We start from the raw sequence: 21,954 nt of genomic DNA on the forward strand, positions 1-21,954 counted from the left end.
GCGATGATGACCCCAGCTCATGGCCCAACGCTGCTCGGCATCGACGTCCTGTGGGTCGCGACGTTGCTGTCCGGCGTCGCCGCCTTCGCGGTCATGGTCGCGATCTACGCCGCGACCAGCGTCAAGGATCCGATGGCGAAGCGCGTCAAGGCGCTGAACGATCGGCGCGAGCAGTTGAAGGCGGGCATCACCGCCTCGACGAAGCGCCGCGCAAAGCTGGTCCAGCGCAACGACACCGCCGACCGCATGAAGACGATGCTGTCGTCGATGAAGGTGTTGCAGGACAGCCAGGTCAAGGCGGCGCAACGCAAGCTGTTGCAGGCGGGCATCCGGTCCAAGGAATGGGCGGTCGCGGTCATCTTCGGCCGCATGGTCCTGCCGATCGTGTTCGGCGGCATGGCGGTCTTCTGGGTATACGGCACCGACGGTTTCGCAGACTGGTCGCCGTTGAAGAAATACGGGCTGGTCGCGGTGACCTTCATCCTGTCGTACAAGGCACCCGACATCTTCCTGACCAACAAGATCAAGAAGCGCACCGACCTCATCCGCAAGGGGCTGCCCGACGCGCTCGACCTGCTGGTGATCTGCGCAGAGGCTGGCCTGACCGTCGATGCAGCGTTCCACCGCGTGGCGCGCGAACTGGGCCGCGCCTATCCCGAACTGGGCGAGGAATTCACGCTCACCGCAATCGAGCTCGGCTTCCTGACCGATCGACGTCAGGCGTTCGAGAACCTCGCGATGCGCGTCGATCTGGACGCGGTGAAGGGCGTCACCACGACGATGGTCCAGACCGAGAAATACGGCACGCCCCTGGCATCGGCGCTTCGCGTCCTGTCCGCGGAGTTCCGCAACGAACGCATGATGCGCGCCGAGGAAAAGGCGGCACGGCTGCCGGCGATCATGACGGTGCCGCTGATCCTGTTCATCCTGCCCGTACTGTTCGTCGTCATCCTTGGGCCGGCCGCCTGTTCGATCAAGGACGCGCTGATGACCGGCTGACGCCGGCCATCATAGCCTGACGCCTCGGGTTACGTGGGCCAACCGTCACCCCGGCGAGCGCTGGGGTCTTTCTGAGGAGAGAACCGGTGCTCCTCACCACGAGCCCCCCTTCCCTACGGTGACGTGAAGGGGGGCGGTGGTGCCTGAAACCTCGGTTTTGTTGGCACCATCCTATCCAGAGATGCTGTCAGCGTAACGCGAGCTGCTCCCCACCGGATGCCTGTCGCGCTATGAGGATGGCAGCCCCGCCCTCGCCACCCGCCGGAACGATCTCACCTGCAACGAACAGGTATCGGATGCGTGGATCAGTCCGTGCCTTGCTTTCGTGCGCCATCGATCATCTTCTGCGCGATCGTGCGTACGCCGGCGTCGTTCTTGGTGGCGTCACTGGCAGGATCGCCCAGATGGTCGAGGCTGTTCTCGAGAAAATCGAGCAGTCCGGGGTGTTGCGCCTCGACATACTCCATCACCTTGAACAGCAGGTGCTCGGTCGCGATTTCGCGTTGACGGGTCTGCACGGCGTCGGCGTCGTTCATCATTCTCTCCTGACTGGAGGCTCCATAACGCGCCATCGACGCGTGGGTCCCGGCCGCCGTGCAACCCGGTGCGTGCGATCGTCGCGTCGACGACGCTTCGCGGATGCGACCAACGCGGGCTCCGCATCGTTATCCGCCTATGGACAACGACCCCCTCGCCGCCGCGCTCGAACATGCCCAGGCATTCGCGCGATCCTACAGCCCCGGCGATCTGATCGACGAGGACAGCGGCTTCACAGTCGACAACCTTCTTGCGCTGATCGCGGCGGCAACGCCGCCGACGCCGGAAGACAAGATCACCGACGAGCTGGGCGATCTTGCCTGACCGGAACGCGTGACTGCGCCCGCCATGATCACGCGTCCCCGCGACTTCCCTTGATCGACATCATAGCGAAAGCCCATTTGCTTCGGTGGCGTTGTCTCCCCTGCCGCGTTGTAATGATCGGAGAACCGCCATGAACCAGCCCGTATATGATGAGCCGTCCGATGTAGATGCCGTCGACGGCGTGGTACTCGTCAGCGGACCGGGCGGGGTGGTAGCCTCGTTTACGCCGGATGCCGCAGCCGACACCTCCGATCGATTGCTTCAGGCTGCGGCGCAGGCGGAGGGCCAGACGATCGAGATGCGGTCGAAGTCTGGCCACTGACGGCGTGCAGGCCAACGGCCGGATTGCAAGAAAGCCGCCGACCATCATGCGTGGTCGGCGGCTTCGTGTATCCCGGACGACGGAGTCGGTCAGGCGAAGCTGACGGTCGTCCTGACCGGGCGACGACGGCGCAGGGCGCCACCCGTTGCACCGACGCCTGCGATCATCAGCGCCCAGGACGCGGGCTCGGGCACGGCCCCTGCGGACAGAACGACATTGTCGAGGGCGAACTGCGCAAACTCGGGTCCGCCGGTGATCGTCAGGGACGAGAGATTGACGAAGTCGTTAAGGGCGAAGGTAGAGAATGTTTCAGCCGCCTGCGGGTCGGCGAAGATCGTGGCGGTGATGACGGCGCCAGCCTTCACCCCGGTCACCGTCAGGGTCAGGGGATTGCCCGACCCGGTAAACGTCTGCGCCGCATCGAGCGAGACCAACGAAAACAGCCCCCCGTTCACGCCGAAGAACGATACGCTGGTTTCGTTCATGCCGTAATAGGCTGTCGTCCCATTTGAAGGACAGCTTGGATTGCACATTCCGAGGTGTTTCGAGGGATCGTTCAGCAGATACATCCCGAAGATGCTTGTAGGGACGATCTGCACCTGAAAGCCGTCTTCATTGAACTTGTACTTTTGAGATCCGAAACCATCGAGGGCTTGTGTATTGAAGTCGATCGTTGCTGCCTGAACACTTGTCGCTGAGAAAGCGGCCGCAATGGCCAGCATTGAAAATCGTATCATCGGCGATCCTTTTTGCGCGATTGATGGACTTGCTGGTTGCAGCTCTGACGTCCTGCCGGCGTTCTTGTGCACCATGCTGCTTCGACTGGATCGTCCAACGCCAACGCTTCTGCGAGGACGGTCGAAACATGCGGCTAGGCTGCGCCGCTATAGCTCGCGGCAATGCTCCGTCGTGTCAATATGGTTAATAACTATCTATTATTGCATCGATTTTAGTGTTTCGCGGGGAGCATCGGATCGTTAACCTCCACCCTCTTCCGGGAAGCGCGGATCATCCGCGACGGCTCGTCGCGATCGCCCTGTTCGCATCGTATTCGCTGTTCGCTCGGAGCTCGCGAGCCGTCCGGTTCGCGGAGACTGCACTGGCGCCATCGACGTCCCGCAAGATCCGCGCGCGCCGACCCACTGCCGCGTCAAGGCTCTGGCCTTCGCCGATGAAGGCTCATGGAACGCCCGCGACACGCGGCGCGCCCGGCGGGACGCCGTCCTGACCTCGCGCGCAGCGTTTACGGCTCGCCCGATCAGCGCGACGCTTGAGCCGCCGGCCCCTGCAACCCCGGCGGCGGCGTGGCCTTCGCGTCCGGGTCGACGCCTCTCCGCTCGTCGAGCGAACGCATGATCGGCGTCACCGTCAGCCCGTGCAGCAGGATGGACAGCAGCACTACCAGCCCGACGATTCCCCACAGGCGTTCCGGATCGGCCACGTCCATATGGTTGATGCCGTACGCCAGATAGTAGATCGACCCGACGCCGCGGATGCCGAAGAACGCCAGCGTCATCTTCTCACCCCGATCCGCGTGGTGGCCGAGCAGACCCAGCCAGCCCGTGACCGGCCGAACCACCAGAAGGATGAGGAGCGCGACGCCTGCATCCCTCCACGTCACCGGTGCCAGCAGACCGCTGACCAGCGCTCCGCCAAACAGGATCAGCAGCACCATCATCGCGAGCCGTTCGATCTGCTCGGTGATCGCATGCATGTCCGCCTGGAAGTCGTGCTCGCGGTGCGTATGACGGACTGTCAGCGCGGTGACGAAAACCGCCAGGAACCCGTACACGTGCACGATCTCGGTCAGACCGTACGACACGAATGTTGCCGACAGGGCGATCAGACCGTCGCCCGTCCGCGCCAGTTTCGTCTTCGCCGGGATGTGGAACGTCAGCCAGCCGAATATCCTTCCGACGATCCAGCCTCCGGCGATCCCGCCGACGATCTCCCACAGCACCCGGTATGTCAGCCACTCGGTCAGCCACGGCTTGCCGGCGGGTACTGCGACCGCCAGCAGGATGGCGAGATGCACGAACGGGAAGGCTGCGCCGTCATTCAGCCCAGCCTCCGAGGTCAGCCCGAAGCGCACCTCGTCCTCGTCCCCCGTTTTCGGGGGGCCGACCTGCACGTCGGCGGCCAGGACGGGGTCGGTCGGGGCGAGGCTGGCGGCGATCAGCAACGCCACCGCCCACGGCAGGCCGAGCGCCCACCCCGTCAGGAGAGTGATCGCCAGAATACCCAGCGGCATCGTGATCGCGATCAGTCGCCAGGTGATCGACCAGCGTCGCCAGCCGAACACGCGATCGATCTTCAGGCCTGCGCCCATCAGCGCGATGATGACGACGAACTCGGCAAACCGCTCGGTTACATCCGGATAGAGCATCGGTAGCGGACGCAACGTAACCTGCGGCAGCAGGAACAGGCCCGCACCGATGCCGATGCACACGATCGGCAGTGACAGCGGCAGGCGCTTCAACGCCAGTGGCAGCCACGCCACCAGCGCGATGAGCAGACCGGCACCGGTCATGACAAGAATATAGGGATCGGGAAAAACGCTGGCTGGCATGACGGCTCAACGACTGCGTTCCGCAGACGGCCCCATCGGTCACCCGGACCGCGGTGCCACTCGCCGGCTAGCGTTCGTCGAAGGCAGCCAGATCCATGAAGTTCCTGGCGGCATCCCGGTCAGCGGGATCGGCGAACGCCACATCCAGATCGGGCGCGGCATCCAGCATGTAGAGCAGAGCCCACAGGGCGAACCGCCGCGATCGGTCCCGTTCCAGTCCGAGATCGACGCGGATGTGCTCGATCCCCGCCGCCAACGCCTCGCGAGGCACGGCGGCCAGATCGTCCGTGCCAAAATAGCGGCGCACCTGATCGTCCAGATCCATGTCGATGCGTACCGTCCGATCGGGGTTCGACATAGGCCAAAAATAAGGTCGGGTTTTCACAGCCGCAATCATATAGGATTTACCTTCGCATAGCCCGCCTGCGCTTCACCGTGCGGATCGGAAGCGCCGTCTGCCCGCGGCGCTTCAGGATCGTGGCCCTATTGGAGGATCGAAGTGTCTATCATCCTGCTGCTCGGACTGGCGCTGCTGAGTCCCTCTCAGACGTCCGCGCGACCTGCGATCGAGCAGGGGAGTGGCGCGTCGCCCGCACTGTACGAGGAACGACCGGATCTACCCGACCATGTCGTCTACAGACCCCGCGACCTGACCGCCGTCAAACCCGCGTCGCTGGGCATCTACGTCTTCGGAAATGGCGGGTGCAGCGCGGACGGAACGAGCTCGCGCAATCATCTGCTGGAGATCGCCTCTCACGGCTATCTCGTCATCGCGTCGGGAACGATCCCGCGCCTCGGGAAGACCACCGAACCCGATGCCGCACCCGGCAAGCTCACCGCGGCGACGCCCACCCATGCCCTGATCGACGCCATCGATTGGGCCCAGCGAGAAAATAGCCGCGCCGGCAGTCCGTTTCGCGGACGGATCGATACCAAGGCGATCGCAGTGTCGGGCTGGAGCTGCGGCGGCCTGCAGGCTCTGACGGCAGCGCAGGACCCGCGCGTGCGAACGGCCGTCATCATGAACAGCGGCTTCTTCCCGGAAGGCGCGAACCCGATCGGCGGCGTCGTGTCGGACAAGACGCTGCTCGCAGGATTGCACGGCTCCGTGCTTTATGTCCTGGGCGGCCCTACGGACATCGCCGCGGCGAACGGAACCGATGATTTCCGACGCATAAACAAGCTCCCGGCCGCCCTGATCAACATCCCCGTGGGGCATGGCGGTACCTACACGCAGCCGCACGGCGGCTTGGGAGCGGAGGTCGTCACCGCTTGGCTCGACTGGCGGCTTAAGGGCGACAGCACCGCGGGAGCCCGCTTCGATGGTCCGAAGTGCGGGTTCTGTGGCGATCGCCGGCTTACGCTCGAGCGGAAGGGCTTCGACTGAGCCGCCGGCTATCCCCGAAACGGGGGGAAGCGCCCACTGGCGCTCCGCCGGTCGCGATGTAGGTGACGGAGGTTTCGCGGCATGCCACGCGCGCACTACGTCGCGCCCGTTCCGCCATGACAGATCGCGACGGGGCGGTTATCGCCCGGTGGGGCGACCGGCACAGGCAGGGGGCGAGATGATTGCATTTCTGAAGGACATGATTGCAGCGTTACGCGAGGGTGCCAGCGAGGGCCTGGCGGAAGCGCGCGAGGAAATCGACGCTGACAAGGCTACTAAGGCACTGACTGTCACGGAACAGCTGGCGGCATTGAGAACACGCCTCGCTCTTGCGCCGCCCGTGGAGCGGATCGTCACGGCCTTGGCCGCACCCTATCGCGAAACGTTTCTCAGCGAACTCAGTGCTGCGGCAACCGAAGAGCGCCCGTCGATCTACCTTCTGTGCATGGAGCTCCCTGCCAAGGAATCGCACTCTTGGAAGAACATGATCGCACGGGATTTCGCAGTGGAAAACGCTGGCGCCGCCGAGGCGCTGACGCGCGCACTGATCGAAGGGGCTCGAGACGCGCCAGAAGGAGAATGCGCGGTTTCGCTGGTCAGGGCATGCCACGTCGCAGCCGCTGCCGCCGGTCTGGGATATGCAGACGTCGATCATGCACTGGGTTGGGCGGCACCCGCCGTCGCCATCGCAGCAGAACGCTTCACCTCCTGGAACGCGTACGGAGAGGCGTTCCTGCACGGCGAGCGTGATGCGGCGGGCAGCAACGTCCTTGGTCGCAAGGTGCTGGCACGCACAGTGCAGCGCTTGCGGGATGATCCAGCCAGCCCCTGGCGAACCCTGTCATGGCTCACGGCATGAAGATCCGGCATAAGGCGCGCCTCACATGATCCTCGGCATCGATCTCGGCACCACCAACTCCCTGGCGGCAGTTTGGCGCGACGGGGTGGAGCTGGTTCCCAACGCGCTCGGCGATGTGCTGACGCCATCGGTGGTCAGCCTCGATCGAACGGGCGAGATCGTGGTGGGTGCCGCGGCGCGCGAGCGACTGACGAGCCATCCCGAGATGACCGCCGCTGCGTTCAAGCGCTACATGGGAACGTCGCGCCGCATCCCTCTCGGCACGCGGTCGTTCCGTGCAGAGGAATTGTCGTCCTTCATCATCCGCTCGCTTCATGCCGACGCGGAGGCGTTGCTGGGGGCGCCGGTCGACGAGGCGGTGATCACCGTGCCGGCCTATTTCAGCGATGCCCAGCGCCGGGCGACACGGACGGCAGGTGAACTGGCCGGGCTGAAGGTCGAGCGCGTCCTGAATGAGCCAACCGCTGCTGCACTGGCCTATGGGCTCGCCGAACGCGACACCGCCGATGGGCCGGTGCTGGTGTTCGATCTTGGCGGCGGCACATTCGATGTGTCCGTGCTGGAGATGAACGACGGCATCGTCGAGGTCCGCGCAACGGCGGGAGACAACTTCCTGGGTGGCGAGGATTTCGACGACGCGGTGGCCATGTGGTTCGCCGGGGCGGTCGGTATGGCGTTGCCCGATGCGCTGACGCCGGAGGGGCAGGTGCCCGCGGCCCGACTTCGTCGCGCGGCCGAAGCTGCGCGCCGTCTGCTGAGCAACGCGCCGACGGCGAGCATGTCACTGACGCTGCCCGACGGAACGATGCGTGAGGCGGACCTGACGACTGAGATCTTCGCGCGCATTGCCGAGCCGCTGCTCGAACGCCTGCGCACACCGATCGCGCGTGCGCTGTCGGATAGCCGCATCCGCCCGGAGGAACTGTCTCACGTCGTGCTGGCCGGCGGCGCAACCCGGATGCCGATCATACGGCGCGAGGCGGCGCGATTGTTTGGCCGCCTGCCCCTGCAACGGCTGGATCCCGACGAGGTGGTCGGGCGCGGTGCCGGCGTACAGGCGGGGCTGAAGATGCGGTCTGCTGCGTTGTCCGACATCGTACTGACCGACGTCGCGCCGTACACGCTGGGCATCGAGGTGAGCGAAGGACGACCCGGCGCATCGTCCCCGGGACGGATGTTGCCCGTGATCGAGCGCAATACCGTCGTGCCGGTAAGCCGGATGCGACCCGTTGTGCCCGGTCGGGACTTCCAGCGGCAGGTGGAGGTCCGCATCTTCCAGGGCGAGGCACGACTGGTGCGCGACAATATTCCGCTCGGCAGCTTCGAACTCGCGCTGTCGCCCCGTCGCATCTCCGAACAGTCGATCGAGGTGCGCTTCACCTACGACGTCAACGGTATCCTGGAGGTGAGTGCCAAGGCTGAGGCTGATGGCGCATCCGAGCGTATCGTCATTCAACATGGATCGGACGCGGCGACGCCCGAAGAAGCGGAAGCCCGGCTGGCAGCATTGGCTGCGCTGAAGATCCATCCTCGCGATCAGTCGGCCAACCGGCTGCTGCTGGCACGTGGCGAACGGGTGTTCGAGGAACGGCTGGGCAGTGATCGTGACCAGTTGGGCGTCGTGCTGGGCCAGTTCGAAAGCGCGATCGACACGCAGGATCCTGCAACCATCGAGCAGGCGGGCGCCGAACTGACCCGCCTGCTCCACGAACTGGAGGCGTCCCGATGAGCGAACTGCCGACACCGGACGACTGGGCCAGCCTGGGCATCGCGCCGACCGATGCCACCGACGTCATTCGTCGGGCCTATCGTGAACAGTTGAAGAAGACGGGGCCTGAGACCGATCCAGAAGGGTTTCAACGACTGCGTGCCGCCTATGAGGCCGCCCTGCAGGCTTGCCCCTCGACACCCGCAGCTGTTGTCGGGAGCACGCTGGATGCGAATGCCTTTATCGCTGCGCTGGCCGCACGCCGTGCCGCCGGTGACGAGGCGGGCGCGATCGCGTTGGTCGATGAAACCCGTGCAGCGCATCCGCCGGGATCCGCCGCCAGCGAAGTGATCGAGAACGCGTTGCTCGACCATGTTGCACTCGAACGGATGCTTTCGCCTGCTCTGTTCCTGCATCTAGCGCGCGTGTTTGATTGGCGCGACACGCAAGGCCATGCAGCGCGTCGCGACCCAGAGCATCATGCGGTCGTGCTCGATCGGATCGCAGCGGAGGATTTCTTCGCCGCCTTCTCCGCCTATGCGCAGACGCCGGAAGGAAAGCTCGAGGCACTGGTGCTTGCACCGCATGGCGAGGCACTGGAACGACTGACCAAGGACGGCATCGGACCCGAGCAACGCGCCGAGATACGCGGCATCTTCGATCAGTTCCTCTCTCACGGCGCGTTTCTGATGGGGCGACTGGATGGAGGAACGCTCGCGCTGCTACGGCAGGCGGTTGAGGGCCCGCCGCTGCTTGGCGAGTCCGTCACCACACCCCGGCCAGCGGCTGTGGCACCGCCAGCCAGTGCGGCGCCACGCGTCGTTCCGACCTTGTCGAAGAAGACGCAGTGGAAGATCCGCGCCGCAACGGTTGCACTCATTGGCGCGGTCGTACTTGGCAGGGCCTTGTATAAGTCCGATCGTCCCACTTACGGCGGCAACGACACCGCACTGGCAGCCAGCGTCGCCCTGCCCCTCCTGAAGGATCCCAAGGTCCCCTGGGTCGATATGGTGCAGGAGCCGGACGGCGTTCGCGTGGACTGGGCACCGGTCATGCGGATGCGGCATGCAATTCGCGACCTGCGGATCGGCTACAATGACGGAAAGCCAACCACGGTGTTCCCGCTGCCCCAGTTCGATGCGCCGATCGGCTTTCTGGCGCCGCCCAACATCACGGCGATCTCGATGCGGATCCGAACGACCGATGGCGTGTGGTCGGAAATCCGACGCTATCCCGTGCGGCAGGAGAAGAAGTGATGCCGGACATTGCGGTCTTCGGAGCCAAGCACCCGTTGCGTTCGATCGAGCAGCGATGGGCCTATGCGGTGGGCGCGCCCTATCACGTCGGCCACGGTCACCCGATCGACGGACTTCCCGAGGCTGTCGATGCCGATGATGAACGTGCCAAGCTGGCGCGCGATTGGGGTATCGATGACCGCGCGTCGCTGATCGAGGCGATGAATCATCTGGGCAGCGAAGGCCATCGTCATCGTCTGGCGTTGAAGCTGCGGTATTTCGCGATGATCTGGCGCCCGGCGGTTGCATCGATGCGAGAGGAACTGCGCGCCACGATCCGCGAGGGTGGCGACGAGGCCGAGGAAGCCAAGGCCGATTTGTGGCGACTGGATGCGGTACAGGCCAATCTTCCGGGCATCCGGTCGTCGTCATTGCTCGCGTTTGACGCCGCGCGTGGGATCATGCTGGCGCGTGACGGGCTGATGCTGGGCTGGCTCCAGGAAGACGAGGCCTGGGCGTACATGGGCGAGGTCGCCCGTGACGTCCGCCGCAGCTACTCGTCCTGGGCGGCATTCGGCGCCGACTTCGTGCTGTCACGCAATATCTGGGCGGGGGACGGTGATCCGGACGTCTTCGACGCGGTGATAGCGATGCTCGGGCGCGATGCGGCCAGTCCGTGGCGGACGTTGGAGTGGGATGCAGGCGACCTTGCCGTACCCGCGCCGGTGCGCTTCGGCGCGGAATTGGCGTGGACGCTGGAGCGGCGCTGATGCGAAGCGTTGCGCGACGGTCACTCGCGCTGCCTTGCGCGCTGGCGTTGCCGATCGCGATCGCGGTCCCGGCTTCGGCGCACCCGGCCTTTCCGCCGGGGATCCAGCCGGTGTACCGAGAGATCGGTGACTGGCTGATCGCTTGCGACAACACCCGCCAGTGTGTCGCCAAATATGTGCTCGGCGACCATGACGACGACACCAATCCGTACGACGAGGACGCCGGCATCGTGATCGAGCGTGCGGCTGGCCCTGCCGGTGACCTGTCTGTCGACGTGACCTCGGGTTATGGCTTCGACCCGATCACCCTCCGGATCGACGATGCGATGCCCCGACACCGACCGCAATGGCAACGGTCCGACGAGAACCGCGGCGCCAGCATCGACGGCGACGATGCGCTGGCGTTCGTCCGCGAATTGCGGGACGCGAAAACAGCATCGTGGTCGGGCGAAGGGCACACCTCTCGCGTTCCGCTCCGCGGACTGGCCGCCGTCCTGATCGCGATGGACGAGGCGCAAGGGCGGATCGGCAACGTCAGCGCGTTGGGCCGCCCCGGAACCCGCCCAGCCGCGAGCACGCCTGCGCCGATCCTGCCCCCGATTATCAGGCAGGGACCAGAGCCGGCTCCGCTGGCGAACCCGGCCGCGCTCGCCGGAACTGTCCGTCGGCTGCAAGCTCGCGCACTGGCCGCGCACGAATGCGACCGGGAGGCGGGCGTTGGCGACAGCGCGGACCCGCTCGACGCGTCCAGTGCGATTGTCTTGCTGGGATGCGGGCGCTTCGCATACCAGAGCTCGGTGCTCGCCTTCGTCGTGCCGCGGGCAAGTCCCGGAAAGGCACGGCTGCTGGTGCTGCCGGATCCCCTGCCCTCGACCCCGCCGGATCCGGAGAGCCGTGGCGAGTATGTCGAGGGAAGCTACGACGCGGCCCGCCGCGTGTTTGGCGAATATGCGAAGGGTCGCGGCATGGCCGACTGCGGCTCCGCGCAGGAATGGACCTATGACGGGACCGGGTTCCGCCTGTCGTCCCTCACGCTCCAGCAGCGCTGCGGCGGCGGGCCCGGCGACTGGCCGACGTTGTTCCGCACCCGCGCGCAACCGTCACCCGACGAGGCCAGACATTCGTCGCCAGCCCGATAATACCGGCCAGGCGTGCCGCTGGCGTATCCAGCCTGTGAGTTCTTGCTGCTGTCGCTCGTCACGTCTGGCGTACATCGGTGTTGGCGATGATCCTTCGCCGCCATATCGGCGGCACCGGGATACCCCCTACCCGCCGAACCGAACGCCATTTTCCGTCGGTCCTCGTCTGCAGGGCGACCCAGAAGGGTGACGGCGCGCGCACCGCCTGCCGGATCACGATGCGCCCCGTGCCGCGGACAAGCGCATCGAGCGCCGCTTCGAGATCGGGCGGCAGCCCCTGTTCGGGACGGCGCAGCTCGCTAGGGTTCAGATCCCACCCTTCTCCCCAGCAGTGGATCATACCCTTCTCCAGGGCCAGCGACAGCTCGAACGACAGGCCGGGTTGAACGCGGAACGTACAGGGCACCTCGAGCGGCAAGTCGCTGCGCCAGGACAAGTCGAGCGCATGGCGTCGTGCGAACGCCTCGATCGAGGCCCGGGTAGTGGGCTGATAACTTGCCCACGTCCGCCGGCCATCCGCCCAGACCCGTTCGGGCGTGAGAGCAGCAGGGATCGGCGACGATATCGGCCATGCCAGGATCTGTACCTTGCCCTGCGCGAACTCGTCATCGGTGATGAGACCGCGCTCGCGCATCTCGGCCAGCGCCTGAATCTCGTCGACGATGGACCGCATCGGGACGGGTGACGGCGGGGCGAGAGCCGGTCGCATCGACGGCTTCCCTCCCTTTTGGTCTGAGAGGCACAAGACCAGTGCCACGGCGATCGGACCTATACAGAGGCCGAGACTTATCCAGAGTGCCGGCGATCGCCCTTTGAGGGACGCAATTACGCCGCCGACGCCCGCACTGAGCAGCATCGAAAGGGCGAGCATGTTCATGCCGCCATTGTCTTAACCGACACGGCGCGGTTCGACAGCGGCACGGAGGGCGGGACCGGCGACAGGACATGGGCGGCGAGCGGCACCACCCCGAGACTGGCGCTGAACGTCGTTACCGCACCACGGAAGGTCATGTCGACATTCACCCTCCCCCGCTGCCTCACGAATGTCGATGCCTTCGACGTCGCCCATGATCGTCGGTGACGGCGAGCCACACGGAAGTCGAGACCACCGGGCGCGACGACCATCGACGGCTTGGCGCTTGGCGCCCAGGCACTCCCGGCCAGCAGCGGCTGGAGCTCGCCATGCGCCCTCCACGCGGCTCTCCCGCAAGCCAGCGCGCCGTGCCTGTGCGGCGGCAGACAGAAAGCCTGCGCCGGAGAGTAGCATCAGAACGCAAGCGCGGCGTAACATCGACGGCATGTAACCGGGCCGCTCTCCGACGTCGACGCTCAAGGGGTGAGCCTGCGGCGATAGGTATCGCTGTTTGCGCGCGGCAGACAGGTTACGTTGTGACTCACCCATCCACGGACATTCATGCCCACTTCTCCGCTCCCGAACGTTGGTAGTTAGCGGACGCTATCCGCAAGCCACCACGGCGTTTGTCGTTGCGCGTACACAACGCGATTGAATCGAACGCTGCGTCCGTGTCCGGTTCACCGCGAATTCAACTCGTCCGCAATCAGGGCTGGCGGTACGATGCCAGCCTTCAGGATTTCGGCCATCGTGCTGCTCAGCGAGAATGACTGTCGCCGCTGATCGGCATCATAGCTGGCCGTGGCCAGGAGATGATCCAGCTGAAGCTTGCCGACGATATAGCTGGTGCCGTAGCCCGGCTGACGCAGGTACAGGAGTTGCTCGAAACCGACCAGTCTGCTCGCCGGGTCGGACCAGCCCCGTGGTGTCCACTCGGCGTGGTAGCGGCCGGCCGTCGCCAGATCCCACTCGTTCGCCTGGACCTGCAACGACGCAAGCCCACGCGCGGCGCGGTTGGCGAGCATGATCCACACCAGCTCGCGCCCGTGGGGAATGTCGTCGTACAGCCCCGCCTGCATGACGACCTCTTCCATCGCCGTTGCAAACCCCTCGGAGCGGTCGGCGAAGATGTTGAACAATGGTGCCGTTCGGCGGACCGGGTCCGGATGCGGTTCATGCCGGAGGCGCGCCAGCTCGATCCAATGCGTCGAATGGCTGAGCAGCGGCAGCGGATCGAGCGCGCTGCCGTGCGAGAAGAAGTTGCGGTCGGCCGGCGCGACATAGCTGCTGGTCTGCGCCTCCAGCGCCGCCCGGAAATACGGACGATCGGGAACGATGCCCGTCGCGACGAGGAAGTCGTTGAACTTGCGCGTCTTCGCCTGCGCCATCCGAGCGTAGGCGACGGGATCGTCGATCGGTGCGATCGGCGGAAGCGCCCGGTTGCGCACCTCCTCCAGTCGCAACGAGGTCAAGGCGCGATCGAGTTCGCGTTGCAGCAGCAGTTGCTGCGCATCCCAATCATAGGGCGAAAGCTGGACGTTCTTCGCGAACCAGTCGTAATTCGCCTTGCCGACGCCGGACGGTCCACGCCGGCCCGGCGCCTCCGCCTCCACCCATCGCGCGAAGTCGTCCGTTGCTGTCCGCGCCCCGGCGATGGCCCGCCGCAGCGCTGCGCTGGCGCCGGTCATCGTCGCCGGGCGACGCCCCGCCAGCGAGCGCAAGGTCAGCGTACCCTTGGCAAGCGCATCCAGTGTCTCGCTCTGCTCGTGAAAGCTGCGACCGCCATAGCGCCACAGATCGCCTGCCTGACTGCCCGCCAAATTTGTGCGAGCCGCCTTCAGCGTGTCCGGCACCGTACGAAGCAAGGCCGTCAACTTGCGATCGTCGGCCGATGATAGAGGCCAGTCAAAGGCCCACAGATCGATGTTCGGTTCGGCCGAAGGTCCCTCGTGCGCGGGCACGTCGCTTTGATCGGCGAAGACGGTCGCGTAGAAGCTCGGATCGCGCGCCCACGGCTTCAGCACGCGCAGGAAGAAGTCGAAGCCGTTGATCTCCGCGTCGATCAGCCGCGCATCGTCGATCGCCTGTTGCGGCCAGCCGGTTCGCTCAATCCGTGCCGATCGTGCCCGCCACTCCGGCAGCGCCGCCAGCTTCCGCGCCATGGCATCCGCCCCGTAATCCGACGCTACGCCAGCGTTGGCGGGAGACGCCCGGACGAATGCGCGCCAGTCGGCGAACATCTGCTCCAAAGCCGGCTGCGCCGAAGATTCCGGCGTCAGCTGGGCAGGGAGCGGTGCCGCCACCATGAGCGCGAGGACGGTCGCCAATGGCAACGCAAAATACTTTCCGATCATAAGCCACCCCCACCTGAACCTACACCGCTAACCAAACTCGTCAATTATGTTGCGCCGCGGTGACACTCACCGAAAGATCGTTGCCCTCTTCGGACCGAAACGAGCCTTTCTGTTGCAGTGCACCATGATCTGCGGAACATCGGCCTCATCAATCAGGGGGCTTTACGACGATGATGAACCGAACCGCGCTGCGCTATGGCCTGTGCCTTCCCGCCATCCTGCTCGGATCTGCCGGCGCGCACGCCCAGGCTGTGGAGGTAGGCCCAGCAGTAGCGACCACCGCCGCTGCTGACGACGCGACGGAGGCGGGCGACGACATCATCGTCACTGGCTCTCGCATCCGGCAGAGTCCGCTGGAGCAGCGCTCTCCCGTCGTCACGCTCGACTCCGCGGCAATCGCGCAGACCGGCCTCACCTCGGTGGCCGACATCCTGCAGCGTTTGCCCAGCGCCGCCGGCGGCCTGAACACCAAGGCGAACAACTCGGGCAACATCGGCAATCCGCAGGACGGTGGCGGTGTCGGTGCCGGCTCGGCCGAGATCGACCTGCGCTATCTCCTCGCGAAGCGCACGCTCGTGCTGGTGGACGGGCTTCGCTACGTCAACGGCGCCTCCGCCAGCGGCATTCCCGGCACCGTCGATCTGAACTCCATCCCCAACAGCTCGATCGAACGCATCGAAGTGCTCCAGTCTGGCCAGTCGCCGCTCTACGGATCGGACGCCATTGCCGGCGTCGTCAACATCATCACCAAGAGCAGCCAGCAGGGGCTGCGAGCCTCCGGCCAGTTCGGCACGTTCCGCGCGGGCGACGGACATTCCTACAATGGTGACATCAGCTACGGCGTCAAAGGTCCGTCGACGTCGATGGTCATCGGCGCCAGCTATGTGAAGGAAGGCAGCGTCCGCACCGCGGATCGCGCCGGTTCGCAATTCCCGAATCCAGACCAGACGAGCTGCACCGATCCGCGCGGCGGTTGCTCGGGCGCAGCACTGGGCGGGCGCATCGTGTTCAATCCGGGTAATGCCCTGCGTCCCCAGGGTGGCACCATCACCGTCCGCCAGAACGGCCTCACCACCCGCGGCGTCTATGATCCCACGCTGGTGGGCGGCGATTTCCGCGCGTTCACGACGGCAGACCGCTTCAACTTCGCACCGTTCAACTACTTCCTGACGCCGTCCGAGCGCTACGGCGCCTTCGGCAGCTTCAAGCAGGAACTCGGCTCCGACATCAACCTGCGGGTCAAGGCGGTCTACAACCGACGCAACTCGGAAAATCAGGCCGCCTTCCTGCCGCTGAACGTCGGACCCGATGCGGGTACCGGCACGCTGACCGATCGCATCTCGATCGATGCGACCAACCCGTTCAATCCGTTCGGCGTGACGCTGTCGGCGGGCGGCCCCGGCCAGCCGCCGGCGAACTATGCCCTGATCGGTCGCCGCCTGGTGGAGGCGGGCCAGCGGACCTACAACCAGAAGGTCGACACGATGACCGTCAGCGCGACGCTGGACGGTAAATTCCAGATCGGCGACAAGCGCTTCTACTGGGACGTGAACGCCGTGCAGGGTTTCAACGACGCCAAGCAGGTCTTCACCGGCAACATCAACACGCAGCGGCTGGCACAGGCGCTCGGCCCCGTCTCCCAGTGCACGGGCGCGTGCGTCCCCTTCAACATCTTCGGCGGCGCGGGTTCGATCACGCCGGAGATGCTCGCCTATGTCGGCTTCGTCGAGCGCGCGCGGAGCAGCCAGGAGCTGCGGGACTATACCGCGAACGTCACGGGCGAACTGTTCGACCTGCCCGGCGGCCCGGTCGGCGTCGCCATCGGCTACGAGCATCGCTACCAGAGGGGATCGTTCACCCCCGATGCGCTCATCCAGGCCGGCTTCGGCGCGGACATTCCCGCCCAGGCCGCCAGCGGCAAGTTCAATTCGGACGAAGTCTATGGCGAGGTGCGTATACCGCTGCTGAAGGATGTCCCGTTCTTCAGCTCGCTCGAGGCATCGGGCGCAATTCGTCACGTCAACTATTCGACCAGCGGCAGCAACACGACGTTCACGGCGACCGGGCTGTGGAAGCCCGTCCCCGACCTGCTGCTGCGGGGCTCCTTCGCAGAGGGCTTTCGCGCGCCGAGCATCGGCGAACTGTTCGGGGCGCAATCACGCTCCGACATCGGCGTCCCCGATCCGTGCAGCAACATCGCCGGCTCGCGGTATCAGGCCTCCGCCACGGTGCGCGCGAACTGCACCGCGGACGGCGTACCGGCGGACGGCAGCTATCAGGAACCGACCGGCCAGCTCGGCGTGACCACGGGCGGCAACCGCGCCCTTTCGCCGGAAACCTCGAAGACGTGGCTGTTCGGCGGCGTCATCAGCCCAGCCTTCATGCGCAACAGCGGCATCGCCAGCCAGTTCGCGATCGAAGCGAACTATTACGACATCAAGGTGTCCGGCGCGATCGCCTCCACCAACCCGCAGGTGACGCTCTCGCGCTGCGCCGAGACGGGTGACGCGCTCAGCTGCTCGAACGTGCTGCGCAGCAGCAGCGGCCGCATCTCCAGCATCGTCGGCCTGTTGCAGAATATCGGCGAGATCCGCACCCGCGGCATCGACCTCACGCTCAACTATCGCTCGCCCCAGACGGGGGCCGGCATCTTCGGCCTCTCGCTCAACGGCAACCACCTGATGAAGTATACGGAGACCACGCCGACGGCGACGGGGTTCAGCGCGATCAGCTACAGCGGCACGACCCGCGGTTCCCCCGACCAGTCCTACCCCAAGTTCAAGGGCACCGGCGTCGTCAGCTGGAGCATCGCCGATTTCGAGGCGTCGTTCACCGGCCGCTACATCAACCACGTCACGGAAAACACGGGCGCCCGGCTGGACAACACCTTCTACGGCGACGTCCAGCTCATCTTCGCACCCGCCTTCCTCGACAAGAAGTTCGACTTCACCGTCGGCGTGCGCAACGTGTTCGATCAGGACCCGCCGGCCTGCACCAGCTGCACCGGCCCGAACTATGATCCGACGACCTATGACGTGCCGGGCCAGTTCGGATACCTTCGCATCACCTACAGGATGTGAGGAATTCCACGCACCGCCCTGTGAGATCTTAGTGCAGCGCTTGCATGACGCTCAGGGAAGGCCTCGACCCTCCCTCAGCGTCATGCCGTCTCATGGGTCCGGGCGGGCGACAGTCTCAGCTTTATAGTTTTCGATCTAGGCATCGGATCGGTGATGTACGCGGGAATGCGGGCGACAGCGTGATCGCCGCTCGTCCCCTGTCCAACACCAGATATCCCCTCGATCATCGAACGAAGGAAGGGATCGCACAGCATGCTCGACGGCTAGTTCGACGCTCCACCCACGTCGATCATCGCAACCGCTGCGATGACCAAATCGCCGAGGAGCGTAGGTCGCGAGAAAATCACCTGAATACGATCAGCTGGCAAAGGCCAAGCTGAGCGGAGGATTGATGCGCCCGCAGATCATCCCGCCCCAATCATCCCGCTCGAAGCGGGACCAGCTGACGACCCAGATAAAAAAAAACTAAGCGGTAATCTTCAAGCATTGAAGGCCAAGAAGCTGACCAAAAACAGCTAAGAGCTAAATCTCAACGACGATCACCGTGCTGTCATCTTTGACACCAGACATTAGAAGCCGTTGCCGAAAACGTTCCAAAGCCTCTTCAATTAAAGATGATTCTTGTAGCTCCTGCACGACATGAGCCTTATTGATAATATCATATGCTCCATCTGTCATTGGAACAATGTAGTCGCCCTCATTTACGGACAAACAATCTTCGCATAAGCCAAGCTTCGCAATCGCGCTTTAGTAAGAGGTAATCACATTTCGCCGTGGGTAAACTCTCGCTTAAGCTTTTGACAAAACTCCGTCGCGTAGCAAAGCCGCAACTTCGGCTTGATCCTCAGTGCGAGACAATCCCGCTGCCTCGCACGTGATAAATCCCAGTATCTCCCACATGTGCAACGTACGCATCACTTCCAAGCAGATGGATCAGAAGCATAGTTGTTCCCGGAACGGACTGGCCGGTTCGCGTCGGCGTAGCATTCGGCGCCCCTACCCGCTTCAGATTACCCTGACGTGCATTTGTCCTGACGAGCCCAAAAAGAACGATAAGGCCGCCACGCGGACGAATCACAATCGTGATCCTCGCCGTTGACGCGAGATCATTTGCTACGTTCCCGAAGCTTGTAGCGCGCCTTGCACCGCATTGCGCTGGCATGGATCCAACGCCCTGTGAGGCGGCTGGTAAGGGAAAGCAAACCAGCCGCCTCGGTTGCCTGATATCGGATGCCATGAGCGGCCGCAACGTTTGTCCCAAAATGGGACGGTACGCCCAGGTTATGCTGAAGACGGCGAAGCAAGCCCTAGGTTGAAGGTCCAATGAGGATGGTCTGCTGCATATGCACCGAGTTTGAACCCAACCAATGGCCGTCCCACGAAGTTTCGCAATATACTTTATCTACAATCGTTTGACCGCCTCAAGCCTATGGTTCCGGCGCATCGATCCTCCCGACGCAAGCAGCGACCCTCCTGCCGCAAAAAGGTGCTTTAAACGGTTTTTATCAATCTTGGTTCCGCTACCCTCATCACGAGCCGATAGAGAATGTCGTCGCGGCTCGGCGACTGCCTTGAATGAGCAGCGCTCAATAAGGGGGCTATCAACGGTGCATCAAACTGCAACTTCCTCGACCCTCGCAGCGCCCTCAGCCGGCCTGCTCTCGACCCGACGAGGCTCCCTCGCGAAGGACCAGCAAAGCAGCGACATATCCGTGCATCTTGCGGACTGTGAAGTGATGAAGAAGGAGGCCAGTCTCCTTCTGAACCGTATGTATCAATCCCGCGGCTACGGATCCAAACACCAGCTAGCCGATGGGAAGCACTGCGCTGTATTTACGAGTTGCACTGATAACGATGTCGTTGGAACGCTGACGCTAACTGTAGATTCTGAAGCGGGCCTAGCGACGGATCATACTTTCTCGATCGAGCTGAACAGCCTCAGGGACGAACCTGGCACCCGGCTGTGCGATTTGACCAAGTTCGCTGTTGACCCCGACACGAGTTCGCCCGCCGTTCTCGCTGCCTTGTTTCACGTCATACTTCTCTACGGGATGCAGGTTTTCGGGTGCACAGATGTCGTTATCGAAGTGCATCCAAGACACACGCGCTATTATGAGGCAATGATCGGCTTCGTGCGGGTTGGCGACCCCAAAATCGATGAATCGGTCGAGTGGTGGCCCAGCGACACGCCCGTGCAGCTGATGCGGCTTAATCTTCGCGATATGCGCAGACGCATTGAGTGTACGCGGGCGGGAGTAAAGGCGAACAGCCGTTCGCTCTACCCGTACTTCTTTTCACAAGAGGAGGAGCTCGGCATCGCAGATCGCATCGCGCGTCTGTGCAAGGTAGATGACGAGATGATCTTCGGCATGCCGAGGAGCACGTGCGGACGGCTCCCCGCTGAGTGGCGCGCAGCAGCTTGAGCTCGCGCCCGCCCGCCACCGATACCATTTCGCGTGCGGGCGACGCTGACCGGCACCTCAGACCAACACGCCCGGAAGCCTCTTGGTGTCTTGCTGCCTCGCACATCGCGGTGTGACTCGATCATCGGTCGAGAACGCGAAGGCATGGATTGCGGTCAGTCTCAGCCCGCCGAGAACAGGCCTGCTGAGGAACCGATTCGTTGTCATAGTCTCGATGCGGCGACCGCAGGCAGCTCGCGGCATCTTGAATCAGCTACTATAAAAAAAGGGGCGACAACCGCAGCTGCCGCCCCCGGATAACCGATATTCTGTAACGCGATCAGGCGAACTGAACGCGCGCACGGCGACGGCGCAGAGTGCCGCCGACCATTCCAAATCCACCGATCATCAGTGCCCAAGCGGCGGGCTCAGGAACGGCACCAGGAGTGAACGAGAGATTGCCACCATACGAGCCGAGACCATCGGACGTGTAGTTGATGATCAGCTGGTTCAGCGCACCCGCCGTGATCGCAATGCCGGAACGGCCACCGAACTCGATATCGCCCGTTGGTGTCAGAGTAACGACCAGGCCGTTGAACGTTGCACTCGTGAAGTCGATGTTGGTGCCCGGTCCGGAAAGGCTGGTCGAGAACGAGCCACTACCGATGCCGTTGATGTCGACGATGAACTGATAGATGTCCGTGAAGGTACCGCTGCCGACGCCATTCCGACCAATATCCGCAGACACTTGTCCGGTAATCGGAAAGGTCGTGTCGCCGCTGGTCTGGAATTCGGTATCGCCAGGAACATACGTGCACACGTTGCCGACGCAGGCAGCCGACGCCGACGTGCTAGCCATTACGCCTGCGACGGCGAACGCTGCAAATGCGAGCTTCTTGTTCATAAAACGATACCCCTTTACTGACCGAGCTTGAAATCCAAAACCTGATCAAGCACCCTCGCACGGTGCAAGACGGGACTCGAACAGGTTGAACCTTCTTAACCATATGGCTCATATGAGCCGGCGTCAACAAGATTAATGCTTGATTAACAACCATCTATTCAGATCAAAAAGTGACTTGGAACGCGCTCGTATGCGCGAGCGAGCATCGTCGAAGCCCTGGTTCTGAGCGGGGCAACCAACGAACCTCCGATCCGTTCCTCGACTGGAGCGAATCCATCAGATACGCTCGGTTTCATGGCATATGCCGCTACCGGTTCGAATAGCAGGCTGCGCGCTCTCCGCGATGAACCGGGAAACGGCGCCTACGTTAGCACGGACAGGCCGATTGCTCGGAGCGACGCGCTGAGGTGGTGTGACGGGCTGTCTGACCGGCGCGGAGGGCGCACCGTCCGCGCTTACTGAGCCCTACCCCGACAATCCCTGCCTTTGGTCTGACGATGCCCGCAAGACCG

Annotated in this window: 20 protein-coding genes; 11 read left to right on the forward strand and 9 right to left on the reverse strand. The window is 64.0% G+C overall.

Annotated features, from left to right (window positions below):
• Positions 1-6: 6 nt before the first annotated feature.
• On the forward strand, positions 7-999 hold the full coding sequence (locus ILT43_RS14590; RefSeq protein WP_239474857.1) for a type II secretion system F family protein: 993 nt from the start codon (positions 7-9) through the stop codon (positions 997-999).
• 305 nt (positions 1,000-1,304) lie between these two features.
• Here ILT43_RS14590 and ILT43_RS14595 read toward each other — a convergent pair whose 3' ends face one another.
• Positions 1,305-1,538, reverse strand: a complete 234-nt coding sequence (locus ILT43_RS14595) for a hypothetical protein (protein ID WP_204199713.1) — start codon at positions 1,536-1,538, stop codon at positions 1,305-1,307.
• Between the two features lie 136 nt (positions 1,539-1,674).
• Between ILT43_RS14595 and ILT43_RS14600 the strand changes: the two genes are divergently transcribed.
• A complete protein-coding gene (locus tag ILT43_RS14600; RefSeq protein ID WP_204199714.1) occupies positions 1,675-1,860 on the forward strand; it encodes a hypothetical protein in 186 nt (61 codons plus the stop codon).
• Positions 1,861-1,990: 130 nt separating this feature from the next.
• Entirely contained in the window at positions 1,991-2,182 is a 192-nt protein-coding gene (locus tag ILT43_RS14605) for a hypothetical protein (protein WP_204199715.1), read from the forward strand.
• A gap of 89 nt (positions 2,183-2,271) precedes the next feature.
• Here ILT43_RS14605 and ILT43_RS14610 read toward each other — a convergent pair whose 3' ends face one another.
• The 3 genes from ILT43_RS14610 to ILT43_RS14620 all read right to left on the reverse strand — a co-directional run bounded on the left by ILT43_RS14610 (position 2,272) and on the right by ILT43_RS14620 (position 5,076).
• The gene (locus tag ILT43_RS14610; RefSeq protein WP_204199716.1) at positions 2,272-2,994 is read right to left on the reverse strand and encodes an NF038120 family PEP-CTERM protein; all 723 of its coding nucleotides are present in this window, start codon (positions 2,992-2,994) and stop codon (positions 2,272-2,274) included.
• 446 nt (positions 2,995-3,440) lie between these two features.
• Complete coding sequence (locus ILT43_RS14615) at positions 3,441-4,712, reverse strand: cation:proton antiporter (RefSeq protein ID WP_204199717.1); 1,272 nt, start codon at positions 4,710-4,712, stop codon at positions 3,441-3,443.
• Positions 4,713-4,818: 106 nt separating this feature from the next.
• A complete protein-coding gene (locus ILT43_RS14620; RefSeq protein ID WP_239474859.1) occupies positions 4,819-5,076 on the reverse strand; it encodes a hypothetical protein in 258 nt (85 codons plus the stop codon).
• 174 nt (positions 5,077-5,250) lie between these two features.
• Here ILT43_RS14620 and ILT43_RS14625 point away from each other — a divergent pair, with 174 nt between their 5' ends.
• The 6 genes from ILT43_RS14625 (at position 5,251) to ILT43_RS14650 (ending at position 11,849) form a co-directional block, all read left to right on the forward strand.
• On the forward strand, positions 5,251-6,138 hold the full coding sequence (locus ILT43_RS14625) for a poly(ethylene terephthalate) hydrolase family protein (protein WP_204199719.1): 888 nt from the start codon (positions 5,251-5,253) through the stop codon (positions 6,136-6,138).
• Between the two features lie 178 nt (positions 6,139-6,316).
• Positions 6,317-6,997: a DUF1266 domain-containing protein gene (locus tag ILT43_RS14630; protein WP_204199720.1), complete on the forward strand. Its 681-nt coding sequence runs from the start codon at positions 6,317-6,319 to the stop codon at positions 6,995-6,997.
• Between the two features lie 25 nt (positions 6,998-7,022).
• Positions 7,023-8,726, forward strand: coding sequence for a molecular chaperone HscC (locus ILT43_RS14635; RefSeq protein ID WP_204199721.1), 1,704 nt, complete (start codon positions 7,023-7,025; stop codon positions 8,724-8,726).
• Complete coding sequence (locus tag ILT43_RS14640) at positions 8,723-9,961, forward strand: J domain-containing protein (protein WP_204199722.1); 1,239 nt, start codon at positions 8,723-8,725, stop codon at positions 9,959-9,961. Before ILT43_RS14635 ends, ILT43_RS14640 begins: the two co-directional genes overlap by 4 nt.
• Positions 9,961-10,710 carry a DUF1266 domain-containing protein gene (locus ILT43_RS14645; RefSeq protein WP_204199723.1) on the forward strand — a complete coding sequence of 250 codons (750 nt, stop codon included), beginning with the start codon at positions 9,961-9,963 and terminating at the stop codon, positions 10,708-10,710. Before ILT43_RS14640 ends, ILT43_RS14645 begins: the two co-directional genes overlap by 1 nt.
• A complete protein-coding gene (locus ILT43_RS14650; protein WP_204199724.1) occupies positions 10,710-11,849 on the forward strand; it encodes a DUF1176 domain-containing protein in 1,140 nt (379 codons plus the stop codon). The genes ILT43_RS14645 and ILT43_RS14650 overlap by 1 nt, the downstream gene beginning before the upstream one ends.
• A gap of 58 nt (positions 11,850-11,907) precedes the next feature.
• Here the strand turns inward: ILT43_RS14650 and ILT43_RS14655 are convergent, their stop codons facing one another.
• The 3 genes from ILT43_RS14655 to ILT43_RS14665 form a co-directional block, all read right to left on the reverse strand.
• Positions 11,908-12,522 (reverse strand): SHOCT domain-containing protein, encoded by a 615-nt coding sequence (locus ILT43_RS14655; protein ID WP_204199725.1) that lies wholly within the window; start codon positions 12,520-12,522, stop codon positions 11,908-11,910.
• A gap of 200 nt (positions 12,523-12,722) precedes the next feature.
• Positions 12,723-12,860 (reverse strand): hypothetical protein, encoded by a 138-nt coding sequence (locus ILT43_RS14660; protein ID WP_204199726.1) that lies wholly within the window; start codon positions 12,858-12,860, stop codon positions 12,723-12,725.
• Between the two features lie 522 nt (positions 12,861-13,382).
• Entirely contained in the window at positions 13,383-15,056 is a 1,674-nt protein-coding gene (locus ILT43_RS14665; RefSeq protein ID WP_204199727.1) for a DUF885 domain-containing protein, read from the reverse strand.
• 170 nt (positions 15,057-15,226) lie between these two features.
• Between ILT43_RS14665 and ILT43_RS14670 the strand changes: the two genes are divergently transcribed.
• Positions 15,227-18,136, forward strand: a complete 2,910-nt coding sequence (locus ILT43_RS14670; RefSeq protein WP_204199728.1) for a TonB-dependent receptor domain-containing protein — start codon at positions 15,227-15,229, stop codon at positions 18,134-18,136.
• A gap of 522 nt (positions 18,137-18,658) precedes the next feature.
• Here the strand turns inward: ILT43_RS14670 and ILT43_RS14675 are convergent.
• Positions 18,659-18,814: a hypothetical protein gene (locus tag ILT43_RS14675; RefSeq protein ID WP_204199729.1), complete on the reverse strand. Its 156-nt coding sequence runs from the start codon at positions 18,812-18,814 to the stop codon at positions 18,659-18,661.
• Positions 18,815-19,872: 1,058 nt separating this feature from the next.
• On the opposite strand from ILT43_RS14675, the gene ILT43_RS14680 reads away from it, so the two are divergent.
• Complete coding sequence (locus ILT43_RS14680; RefSeq protein ID WP_204199730.1) at positions 19,873-20,559, forward strand: N-acyl amino acid synthase FeeM domain-containing protein; 687 nt, start codon at positions 19,873-19,875, stop codon at positions 20,557-20,559.
• Positions 20,560-20,878: 319 nt separating this feature from the next.
• Here ILT43_RS14680 and ILT43_RS14685 read toward each other — a convergent pair whose 3' ends face one another.
• Positions 20,879-21,442, reverse strand: a complete 564-nt coding sequence (locus tag ILT43_RS14685) for an FxDxF family PEP-CTERM protein (protein WP_204199731.1) — start codon at positions 21,440-21,442, stop codon at positions 20,879-20,881.
• Between the last annotated feature and the right edge of the window lie 512 nt (positions 21,443-21,954).

This window comes from Sphingomonas longa, assembly GCF_016892685.1.
In the GTDB taxonomy this organism is placed as follows: domain Bacteria; phylum Pseudomonadota; class Alphaproteobacteria; order Sphingomonadales; family Sphingomonadaceae; genus Sphingomonas; species Sphingomonas longa.

Excerpts from the sequence above, each read along its gene's own strand:
- ILT43_RS14660 (WP_204199726.1), bottom strand. The coding sequence starts at position 12,860 with ATGACCTTCCGTGGTGCGGTAACGACGTTCAGCGCCAGTCTCGGGGTG.
- ILT43_RS14665 (WP_204199727.1), bottom strand. The coding sequence starts at position 15,056 with ATGATCGGAAAGTATTTTGCGTTGCCATTGGCGACCGTCCTCGCGCTC.
- ILT43_RS14645 (WP_204199723.1), top strand. The coding sequence starts at position 9,961 with ATGCCGGACATTGCGGTCTTCGGAGCCAAGCACCCGTTGCGTTCGATC.
- ILT43_RS14605 (WP_204199715.1), top strand. The coding sequence starts at position 1,991 with ATGAACCAGCCCGTATATGATGAGCCGTCCGATGTAGATGCCGTCGAC.
- ILT43_RS14615 (WP_204199717.1), bottom strand. The coding sequence starts at position 4,712 with ATGACCGGTGCCGGTCTGCTCATCGCGCTGGTGGCGTGGCTGCCACTG.
- ILT43_RS14670 (WP_204199728.1), top strand. The coding sequence starts at position 15,227 with ATGATGAACCGAACCGCGCTGCGCTATGGCCTGTGCCTTCCCGCCATC.
- ILT43_RS14685 (WP_204199731.1), bottom strand. The coding sequence starts at position 21,442 with ATGAACAAGAAGCTCGCATTTGCAGCGTTCGCCGTCGCAGGCGTAATG.
- ILT43_RS14675 (WP_204199729.1), bottom strand. The coding sequence starts at position 18,814 with ATGACAGATGGAGCATATGATATTATCAATAAGGCTCATGTCGTGCAG.
- ILT43_RS14610 (WP_204199716.1), bottom strand. The coding sequence starts at position 2,994 with ATGGTGCACAAGAACGCCGGCAGGACGTCAGAGCTGCAACCAGCAAGT.
- ILT43_RS14655 (WP_204199725.1), bottom strand. The coding sequence starts at position 12,522 with ATGCGGTCCATCGTCGACGAGATTCAGGCGCTGGCCGAGATGCGCGAG.
- ILT43_RS14640 (WP_204199722.1), top strand. The coding sequence starts at position 8,723 with ATGAGCGAACTGCCGACACCGGACGACTGGGCCAGCCTGGGCATCGCG.
- ILT43_RS14650 (WP_204199724.1), top strand. The coding sequence starts at position 10,710 with ATGCGAAGCGTTGCGCGACGGTCACTCGCGCTGCCTTGCGCGCTGGCG.
- ILT43_RS14620 (WP_239474859.1), bottom strand. The coding sequence starts at position 5,076 with ATGGATCTGGACGATCAGGTGCGCCGCTATTTTGGCACGGACGATCTG.
- ILT43_RS14590 (WP_239474857.1), top strand. The coding sequence starts at position 7 with ATGACCCCAGCTCATGGCCCAACGCTGCTCGGCATCGACGTCCTGTGG.
- ILT43_RS14680 (WP_204199730.1), top strand. The coding sequence starts at position 19,873 with ATGAAGAAGGAGGCCAGTCTCCTTCTGAACCGTATGTATCAATCCCGC.
- ILT43_RS14635 (WP_204199721.1), top strand. The coding sequence starts at position 7,023 with ATGATCCTCGGCATCGATCTCGGCACCACCAACTCCCTGGCGGCAGTT.
- ILT43_RS14630 (WP_204199720.1), top strand. The coding sequence starts at position 6,317 with ATGATTGCATTTCTGAAGGACATGATTGCAGCGTTACGCGAGGGTGCC.
- ILT43_RS14595 (WP_204199713.1), bottom strand. The coding sequence starts at position 1,538 with ATGATGAACGACGCCGACGCCGTGCAGACCCGTCAACGCGAAATCGCG.
- ILT43_RS14600 (WP_204199714.1), top strand. The coding sequence starts at position 1,675 with ATGGACAACGACCCCCTCGCCGCCGCGCTCGAACATGCCCAGGCATTC.